The organism is Novosphingobium sp. SG707, from assembly GCF_012275515.1.
Taxonomy (GTDB): domain Bacteria; phylum Pseudomonadota; class Alphaproteobacteria; order Sphingomonadales; family Sphingomonadaceae; genus Novosphingobium.
This window is the reverse complement of sequence record NZ_JAAZQL010000005.1, coordinates 339,407-347,916: the sequence shown is the minus strand read 5'-3', so window position 1 is coordinate 347,916 and position 8,510 is coordinate 339,407. Positions and strand designations below refer to the sequence as shown.

General features: G+C 63.9%; 8 protein-coding genes and 1 pseudogene. 1 reads left to right on the top strand and 8 read right to left on the bottom strand.

All coding sequences use genetic code 11. From position 1 onward, the window contains the following. The 3 genes and pseudogenes from FHW92_RS16740 to bktB all read right to left on the bottom strand — a co-directional run. Positions 1-164 (bottom strand): annotated as a pseudogene (locus FHW92_RS16740) (electron transfer flavoprotein subunit beta/FixA family protein); the annotation flags it as partial. A 38-nt stretch (positions 165-202) separates the two neighbouring features. Further along, positions 203-994 (bottom strand): enoyl-CoA hydratase-related protein, encoded by a 792-nt coding sequence (locus FHW92_RS16735; protein WP_168604403.1) that lies wholly within the window; start codon positions 992-994, stop codon positions 203-205. Next, entirely contained in the window at positions 994-2,184 is a 1,191-nt protein-coding gene (bktB, locus tag FHW92_RS16730; RefSeq protein ID WP_168604402.1) for a beta-ketothiolase BktB, read from the bottom strand. Before bktB ends, FHW92_RS16735 begins: the two co-directional genes overlap by 1 nt. A 176-nt stretch (positions 2,185-2,360) precedes the next feature. Between bktB and FHW92_RS16725 the strand changes: the two genes are divergently transcribed. Next, positions 2,361-3,332 carry an NADPH:quinone oxidoreductase family protein gene (locus FHW92_RS16725; RefSeq protein WP_168604401.1) on the top strand — a complete coding sequence of 324 codons (972 nt, stop codon included), beginning with the start codon at positions 2,361-2,363 and terminating at the stop codon, positions 3,330-3,332. Here FHW92_RS16725 and FHW92_RS16720 read toward each other — a convergent pair. The 5 genes from FHW92_RS16720 to FHW92_RS16700 all read right to left on the bottom strand — a co-directional run bounded on the left by FHW92_RS16720 (position 3,329) and on the right by FHW92_RS16700 (position 8,170). Then, positions 3,329-4,678: a family 1 glycosylhydrolase gene (locus FHW92_RS16720; protein ID WP_349237702.1), complete on the bottom strand. Its 1,350-nt coding sequence runs from the start codon at positions 4,676-4,678 to the stop codon at positions 3,329-3,331. The two genes, FHW92_RS16725 and FHW92_RS16720, sit on opposite strands and share 4 nt — an antisense overlap. Then, the gene (locus tag FHW92_RS16715) at positions 4,675-5,061 is read right to left on the bottom strand and encodes a DUF6379 domain-containing protein (RefSeq protein ID WP_168604400.1); all 387 of its coding nucleotides are present in this window, start codon (positions 5,059-5,061) and stop codon (positions 4,675-4,677) included. Before FHW92_RS16715 ends, FHW92_RS16720 begins: the two co-directional genes overlap by 4 nt. Positions 5,062-5,065: 4 nt before the next feature. Beyond that, positions 5,066-5,896: an alpha/beta hydrolase gene (locus FHW92_RS16710; RefSeq protein WP_246870211.1), complete on the bottom strand. Its 831-nt coding sequence runs from the start codon at positions 5,894-5,896 to the stop codon at positions 5,066-5,068. Positions 5,897-5,961: 65 nt separating this feature from the next. Further along, entirely contained in the window at positions 5,962-6,957 is a 996-nt protein-coding gene (locus FHW92_RS16705) for a TIM barrel protein (RefSeq protein WP_246870210.1), read from the bottom strand. 4 nt (positions 6,958-6,961) lie between these two features. Next, positions 6,962-8,170 (bottom strand): MFS transporter, encoded by a 1,209-nt coding sequence (locus tag FHW92_RS16700; protein ID WP_168604398.1) that lies wholly within the window; start codon positions 8,168-8,170, stop codon positions 6,962-6,964. Positions 8,171-8,510 lie beyond the last annotated feature (340 nt).

Here is an 8,510-nt window from a genome sequence, read left to right as displayed (position 1 = left end):
GCCGCGCCCTTCTCCTTCAGGCGTACCGCCTCCTCCACCGCGATCTCGTCAAACGGGTTCATGCTCATCTTCACATTGCTCAGATCAACACCCGTCCCATCCGCCTTCACACGTGGCTTCACGTTGTAGTCAAGCACCCGCTTGATCGGCACCAAACACTTCATGGTTGCACCTTTTTCAAATCATGATCTGAACCAAGGCCTTAGCGGCCTGAAAATTTCGGCTTGCGCTTTTCTCCAAAGGCGCGGATCGCCTCTGCGAAATCGCCGGTGCGACCGGCCATCGACTGGTTCTCCCGCTCCACATCCAGCGTCGCATCGAAACCCTGTTCCAGCGCAAAAGCCACCTGTCGGCGAATCAGGCCCATTGCGCGGGTTGGCCCGGCGGCCAGACGCGCGGCCAGCGCATGCGCCTCGCCCAGCACATCGTCATCGGGCACAACCCGCGTAACCAGCCCCGCCGCCTTCGCCTCATCGGCGCCCATGCGTTCGCCCAGCAGCGCCATTTCCAGCGCCCGCGCACGACCTGCGCTGCGCGCCACCAGCCATGTCGCGCCCGCATCGGGCACCAGGCCGATGTTGACAAAGGCCAGCAGCAGATAGCCGCTCTGGCCCATCACCACGATATCGCCCGCCAGCGCGATGCTCATGCCCGCCCCCGCGCAGGGGCCGTTCAAAGCCGTCACCACCGGGATGTTCAGCGCCGCCAATTGCCGCGCAAAGGGATTATAGGCCGCGTCGAGCAGCGCCCCCAGATCCTCGGGCAGACCCTCATAGCCCGCGCCATCAGGGGCAATATCGGCGCCCGAGCAGAAGAACCGGCCCTCGCCCGTCAGCACCAGCGCCCGCCCGCCCTGTGCCGCAGCATCGGCCACCGCATCACCCAATTCGCCAAACAGCGCGGGCGTCAGCGCGTTCAGTTTCTCAGGCCGGTTCAGCGCAATCGTCACCACATCGCCCGCGCGCGAAACCTTGATGAAGCGATAATCCGCCATCACACCGCCTCGATCACGTTTTCGATCACCATGGCGATGCCCTGACCGCCGCCGATGCACATGGTGATCAGGCCATAGCGCCCGCCGGTACGGCGCAATTCATAGGCGGCCTTGACCGTCAGGATCGCCCCGGTTGCCCCTACAGGATGGCCCAGCGCGATCCCGCTGCCATTGGGATTAAGCCTGGCCGGGTCAAAGCCCAGTTCGCCCGCCACGGCCAGTGCCTGCGCAGCAAAGGCTTCATTGGCCTCGATCACGTCCATATCGGCCAGCGTCAACCCCGCGCGCGCCAGCGCCACCGGCACCGCGCGCACCGGCCCCACGCCCATCAGCGCCGGTTCAACCCCGGCATGGCCCCAACTGACAATCCGGGCCAGCGGTTTCAGCCCCTTGGCCGCCACCGCATCGCCGGTGGCCAGCACCACGGCGGCCGCGCCATCGTTGATCCCGCTGGCATTGGCGGCGGTGACGGTGCCGTCCTTTTTGAACACCGGCTTCATGGCGGCAAGGCTCTCGGCATTGGTGCCCGCGCGCGGATGTTCGTCGGTGTCGAACACGGTCACGCCCTTGCGCGTCTTGATTTCCACTGGCAGGATCTGCTCCTTGAAGCGCCCTTCCTCGATGGCCCGGATCGCGCGGGCATGGCCCTCGACGGCCAGCGCATCCTGTGCCTCGCGCGTGATGCCGTGGCGCTCGGCCACGTTTTCGGCGGTGATTCCCATGTGAAACCCGCCCAGCGGATCGGACAAGGTCTGGACCAGCGCATCGACCAGCGTGGCATCGCCCATCTTGCGGCCCCAGCGCTGGCCATGGTCGTGATAGGGCGCGTTCGACATGCTCTCGGCCCCGCCCGCAACCGCCACACCCGCTTCGCCCAGCTTCATCATCTGGGCCGCCGAAATGATCGCCTGAAGCCCCGATCCGCACAGGCGGTTGACCGTCAGCGCCGGGGCCTCCTGCGGGATCCCCGCATTGAGCGCTGCCACGCGCGCCAGATAGGCATCCTTGGCGCTGGTATGGATGACCTGCCCCATCACCACATGTTCGACATCGCCCGCCGCCACGCCCGCGCGGCGCACCGCCTCGGCGGCCACAAGGCCCGCCAGTTCCGAAGGCATGAAGCTTTTCAGCCCGCCGCCAAAATCGCCGATCGCCGTGCGCGTGCCGCTGACGATATAGATCGCGCTCATTGATACATCCTTCTCTTGCATTGGCGATGCCGCCATACCATCTTCGCGGCAGCTCGCCTTATCCGCTCTATGCGCGATGATCGCCGCACTGTCCATTATAAATTTGCATATGAGTGCATATTTTAATAGGCTGATCCGCATAAAGGCCCCATGCGGCCGATGCCGGAGAGATGCCCATGCGCGCGCTGGTCTGCGAGAAGATTGGTATATTCGGAAATGAGGATATAGTCGAGGCCTTGCGTCTGCGCGAATGGCCGATGCCGGAGCCGGGGGCAGGACAGGTGCGGATCGCCGTCCATGCCGCCGGGGTCAATTTCCCCGACACGCTAATGATCGAGGGGCGCTATCATGTGAAGGCCGAACCGCCCTTCATTCCCGGCAGCGAGGCAGCGGGGGTGATCGACGCCATCGGGGCCGATGTCCAGGGCTGGCAGGTGGGCGACCGGGTCTGCGCGATGACGGTTCAGGGCGCCTTTGCCGAGCAGGTGGTGGTCGATGCGGCCAATCTGGTCGCCCTGCCCCACAGCGCGGATTTCGCCACGGGCAGCGCGCTGCTGATGACCTATGGCACCGCGATCCATGCCCTGCGCCAGCGCGCGGGGCTGATGCCGGGGGAGCGGATGCTGGTGCTGGGCGCAGGCGGCGGGGTGGGCCTTGCGGCGGTGGCGCTGGGCATGGCGATGGGCGCGCGGGTGGTGGCTGCGGCCTCCAGCGCGGAAAAGCGCGAATTGGCGCGGCAGCAGGGCGCACAGGTCTTGATCGACAATTCGCAGGAGGCGATCAGGGGCGCCGGGCCCTATGATGTGATCTTCGATCCCGTCGGCGGGGATTTGAGCGAGATCGCCTTTCGCGCCATCGCGCCCGAGGGGCGGCATCTGGTGATCGGCTTTGCCAGCGGGGCGATTCCGGCCATCCCGCTCAATCTGCCCTTGCTCAAATCAGCAGCGATTGTCGGCGTGTTCTGGGGCGCGTTTACGAAACGCACGCCCGAGATTCACCGGGCCAATATGGCGGACGTGTTCGCCATGCTGGCCAATGGCGCGATGCCGCCCCCGCCCCTGCAGGTCTTTCCTTTGAACGAAGGGCCGGACATCCTGCGCCGCCTTGCCGCGCGCGAAATCGCGGGCAAGGTGGCGCTGGAAATTTAGACCGAATTAGCGCGCGCGATCCGGCCCAGCACCCCGGCGCTGGGCTTGGGCGTGCGCTTGAACGTGGTGCGGTCCAGTTCGCACAGGCCAAAGCGGATGCGATAACCAAACACCCATTCGTAATTGTCGATCAAGCTCCAGTGGCAATAGCCGATCACTGGCACGCCATCATCCATCGCCTTTTTCAGCTCGGTCAGCGCGGCGGGGATCAGATTCGCGCGGATCTCGTCATGCTCGCTGCCCACACCATGTTCGGTCACCATGATCGGCAGGTTGGTTTGCGCATGGGCATAGCGCGCCACGCCCGCCAGCGAGGGCGGATAGACCTCTGCCCCCATCGTGTTCGTCACGGCGCCAGGCGGATTGGGCAGCTTGCCCTTGTCGGTCCACACGCTGCGTTCGTAATTCTGGATGCCGAGGAAGTCGCAATCCGTTTTGGCCAGACGCAGCCATTCGCCATAGAAATGCTCACGCTTGGCATCGCGCAGACTGACCGCGCCCTTGGGCAGGCCCGGCGCGGCCTGTTCGTCCAGCATGGCCAGACTGACGCCGACGGGCAGATCACCGCGCACCGCCTTGATCGCGGCGCGGCCCAGACGGTGGCCTTCCTGCAGATGCCTTTGCGTGCGGGCGCCATCGGGGGTGTAGAGCGGATTGCCCGGCTGATAGACCGCCACGCCCAAAGCCTTGGCGGCGGCCTCAACCATCGCCTTGTCCGCGCCCACGAAATCGCCGGGTAGCAATTCGCCCAGCTTGCCCGAAAGGTTGGGTTCGTTGAGCGTGGTGGCATAGGCGATCCCGCCCGCCAGATGGCGCGCGGCCCGGTCGCAATAGCGGGCGAACAAGGCGGGCGCATCATCGCCATGCCATCCACCCAGCGCGGCGAACCAAAGTGGCGTGGTGAAATGGTTGAAAGTGACGACCGGGGTAAGGCCGCGCGCATGGCAGCCGTCGATCATCGCCTTGTAATGGTCGAGCATGGCGATGGAGAACAGGCCCTGCTCCGGCTCGATCCGCGCCCATTCCAGGCTGAAGCGATAGGTGTTGAGGCCGAGATTTTTGACCAGATCGAGGTCGTGTTCCCACAGCAGGAAACTGTTGGCCGCATCGCCCGAGGGTTCGGCATAGACGGTGGGTTTCATATGTTCGAGAAACCACACGTCCGAGGAGGTATTGTTCCCCTCGACCTGATGCGCGGCGGTGGCCGCGCCCCAGAGGAAACCCTTGGGGAAAACGGGGTTGAACGGCTTGCCCTTGCCTGCGGCGTGCAGGGCCCCACCTACAGCCGAGGACGCGGCGGCGGAAAGGGCGACAGTCGCGCCCAACATGGCCCTGCGGTCGATCACAGGCTGATCACCTTCTCGTCATTGTTGAAGGACGGGAAAGGCATATAGGAAATGCGCAGGCGCTGTTGCAGCGAGAGCTTGTGCTCGCCCGCCGGAAAGCCGCCGGGCAGCGCCACGGTTATCGTCGCGGGGGCGCCAAAGGGCCAGCGGCGGTCAAAGGCCGTCTCCATCTCGTCCAGCGTCAGCGGGCCTTCGCCTTCGTCAAACGTGATCGCCTCGCGGGGGAGCGCCTCGCCGTCGATCGAGACTTTCAGATCCTCGATCATCGAAAGGCCAAGACCGCGATAATAGCCCAGCTTGGTGGTGAAGGAGAAACCGGTGGGCGCATCGGCCGGGCCGGTGTTGGCAACAGTGGCGGGGTCGATGATATATTTGTCAAACATGGTTTTATTCCTTGATGATGCCGCGCGTGCGCAGCCAGCGGCGCATCACGTCCAGCCAGCCTTCGGTGGGCGTGCCCGGCGCGCCGGGGCCAAAGCCGTGGTCGCCGGAGGAAAAGAGGTGAAACTCGACGGATTTGCCCGCCGCGCGATAGGAATCGATCAGCTTTGGCCCGCCCGCCCGCGCCAGCAGAAAGTCATCGGCCGCAATCGCCACGAACATCGGCGGGGCATTGTCGGGCACTTTCATCGCCGCCATATTGGGATAGATCGGGGCGACAAAGGCGGGCATATCGGCGCCTGCCTTTTCCACCACGCTGCGGGTCAGAAAACCGCCAGCGGAAAAGCCCATGAAGCCGATGCGCGCCGGGTCCACGCCCCATTGCCCGGCATGGCCGCGCACATAGCGCAAGGCCGCCAGCCCATCGGCCAGCGCCTCGGGCGGGGTGTCCTCGGGCGGGCTGGCCATGGCGACCTTTTCGCCGCGGATCGCACGGGTCAACTGGTCGGCAAATTCAGCCTGCGAGGCAGGGGTGGGCAGCACGCGATATTTCAGCACGAAAGCGGCAATGCCGTGATCGGCGAAATAGCGGGCGATCTGCCAGCCTTCCTTTTCGATGGCCAGACCGAGGAAGCCACCGCCCGGCGCGACAATCACCGCTGCGCCGGTTCCCTTGCCCTTGGGCAGGAAGGGCGTGATCGTCGGGCGCGTGACATTGCGCACCGCGATCAGGCCGTTGTCGCGGTGCCAGACCTCGCGGTCGGGCGCATCGGCGTTGAGCGTGATGGCGCCTGCTTGCGCGGGGGCGGGGATCGTCTCGCGGCTGGGCCCCGGCATCTGAGCATGAGCCGCAGGGGCCAGAACCAACGTCAACGCCAACGGGGCAAGGGCGAGCGCGCGCCTCATGCCGCTTCAGCTTGCGCGATCAGGCGTTCGAACATCACATGCTGGCGGCGGACCTGTTCGCGGCTGTCCACCTCATGCACGTCCTGAATCCAGCGATTGCCTTCATATTCGGAGGACAAAGTGCCTTCCCAGCCCGCCTTGACCAGCGCCGGGATCACCTCGTCATAGGCGATGGCAGGGTCCGTGCAATCCTCGTTCATTTCATAGAACTTGGCCTGAATATGGCGGAAATAGGGAGCGTAATCGCCGATCCGCTTGGGGTTGGCATAGGGGGCGTGGCGCAATGTTTCCGCCATGGCCACCTCGGCCTTGTTGCCCTGCATCTTCACCGCGACTTCGAAGATCGTGTATTCGCACATCACCTTCTGTTCGTGCTGATCGACGATGAATTGCGTAACTTCGGGGCGGGCGCCCTGACGCTCGAAACGGGCGCGGAAGGCGGGCGGATAGTGCTTCATGAAGATGCCCATGTCGGGCAGGATGCCGAGGTGCTTGGTGCCAAGGCGATCGGCAACCTCGATGGTGCGCAGGATCCAGGCGTGCTCCAGATGCCACGGCGCATGAACCTCGACCCCCATATGCACATCCAGCTTTTCCGCCATGGGCACACATTTTTCGAGAATGTCGGGGCGCACGAAGATCAGGATGCGCATGTTCCTGATGCCAAGGCGGTTGCACAGGATCAGGTCGCGGTGGATGCTTTCGACCTGCTCCTCGTCCGTCATCAACCGGTCCTTGCGGCGCTTGGTGTCGAGGAACATGTCATAGCAGGTGAAATGCGCGCCGTGGCGGGCCAGCATATCGCGCCATTCGCCAACTTGGCGGTCGCTGATGTTGGGGAAGGTCGGCATATTCTGTTCGGGCAGGATTTCGATGCCCGGCGCGCCGATGCTGGCGCCAAAGGCCACGCAATCCTCGACGGTCATTTTGCCGAGGAACATCTCTTCCTGAAAGCTGTAGAGGCTGACGCCCCGTTTGATCTTCGATGTCATGATTTTACGCTCCGGTGGGGGCTTTTTCGCGCCCCGAAACAACGATCAGCACCAGAATGGCGCAGACGAGGCCAAACACCCCCGCCGCCACAAAGGCGCCCTGCATATGGCCGAAATGCTCGCGCAGCAGGCTGACCAGCAGCGGCGAGGAGAATTGGCCGAAGAAAAAGCACGCGGTCCAGATGCCCATGCCCCGCCCGCGATGGGCAAAGGGCAGATGGCTTTGCGCCCATGCCACAAGGCAGGGCACGGCCATGCCCGCGCCGGTCTGCTGAATGGCCATGCCCACGACCATGCCGCGCCAGTCATGGATCAGCCCGATGGTGACCAGCCCCGCGCCCAGCAGCGCAAAGAGCGAGAACAATTGCCAGCGCGGCCCCATCTTGCCCGTGAACCAGAACACGCCCGCGCCCACCATCACGAACAGGCTGGGGATGCTGGTCATCCGGCCGATGGCGGCGGGATCCTTCACCCCGATTTCCTGCCACACGATGCCGCCATTGATGATGAACACGTAATAAAGCGCGCTGCCCAGCAGGGTGACGCCCGCATAGGTCAGCACATTGCGCCATGGGAAAGGTTCGGCGCCTTTATCCATGCCCAGCATTTTGCGGGCGGTGGCATCACTGGCCGGTTCATAAAGAAAGGCCGCGCTGGCGAGGAAGGCGGGAAAGCCGACGGCATAGACGAGGAAGATCCCGTTCCATTGCACCGCCGTCAGATAGCCCGACAGAAAAATCACCGCGCTGCCCAGAAACGGCCCGGCAAGGCCCTGAATGGTCAGCCAGAAGCGGCGGTCCTTCTCGTCCCAATAATCACCCACCAGCGTGTTGAGCGTGGTCAGGATCGCGGCCTCGGCCACACCAAGGGCAAGGCGCGAGACATAGATCTGGTCAATCGAGTCGAGGAAGAAGGGCGCCACCCCCACAAAGCCGTAAAGCGCGGTGGACACCAGCAGCAGCCTGCGCCGCCCGAAACGGTCGACCAGCAGCCCGGCAATCAGCGCCAACAGGGCAATCGTCAGCCCCGGCGCGGAAACCATGGCGGGCACTTTGGCGATGGCGGCCGGATCGCGTGCGGCGAAATGTTCGATGATCGCGGGCACGGCCGGAAACATCGAAACGATCGCCACGATGGGCAAAAAGGCCACGGTGACCAGCGTTATGCCCTGCGCAGGACCCGCCTTGCGCGGGGCGATGGATTGGACGCTCAAGACTCTCTCCCGATTGCGGCATGACACCGGGCCGCCGCAGACTTTAATTAGAACTCTTGTTCTGAAAGTTAGAGCGGGGCGCAGCGCCTTGTCAAGATCGTCCGCCAGATTGGCTAAGCGTGGAACGCAAAATTCCGCAGGATTGGGGTGCGACTCCGGCACCGGTGGCGGTATCGGATCGGTGCATCAACAGGATCTATGAAACAGCCCATATTGCCATCAATGATTCGTTGCAAAAAAGCATCTAAGCCACCAAAATTGGCGCAAATGGGCCATTTCAGAGCAGACGCGGTGATAATCATTCTCGGCCATCTTGCATCACCGCGCTCTATTGGTTTTT

What these genes read in the sequence shown, in the direction of transcription:
- FHW92_RS16735 (WP_168604403.1), bottom strand. Translation starts at nt 994, where the DNA reads ATGGCGGATTATCGCTTCATCAAGGTTTCGCGCGCGGGCGATGTGGTG.
- bktB (WP_168604402.1), bottom strand. Translation starts at nt 2,184, where the DNA reads ATGAGCGCGATCTATATCGTCAGCGGCACGCGCACGGCGATCGGCGAT.
- FHW92_RS16725 (WP_168604401.1), top strand. Translation starts at nt 2,361, where the DNA reads ATGCGCGCGCTGGTCTGCGAGAAGATTGGTATATTCGGAAATGAGGAT.
- FHW92_RS16715 (WP_168604400.1), bottom strand. Translation starts at nt 5,061, where the DNA reads ATGTTTGACAAATATATCATCGACCCCGCCACTGTTGCCAACACCGGC.
- FHW92_RS16710 (WP_246870211.1), bottom strand. Translation starts at nt 5,896, where the DNA reads ATGCCGGGGCCCAGCCGCGAGACGATCCCCGCCCCCGCGCAAGCAGGC.
- FHW92_RS16705 (WP_246870210.1), bottom strand. Translation starts at nt 6,957, where the DNA reads ATGACATCGAAGATCAAACGGGGCGTCAGCCTCTACAGCTTTCAGGAA.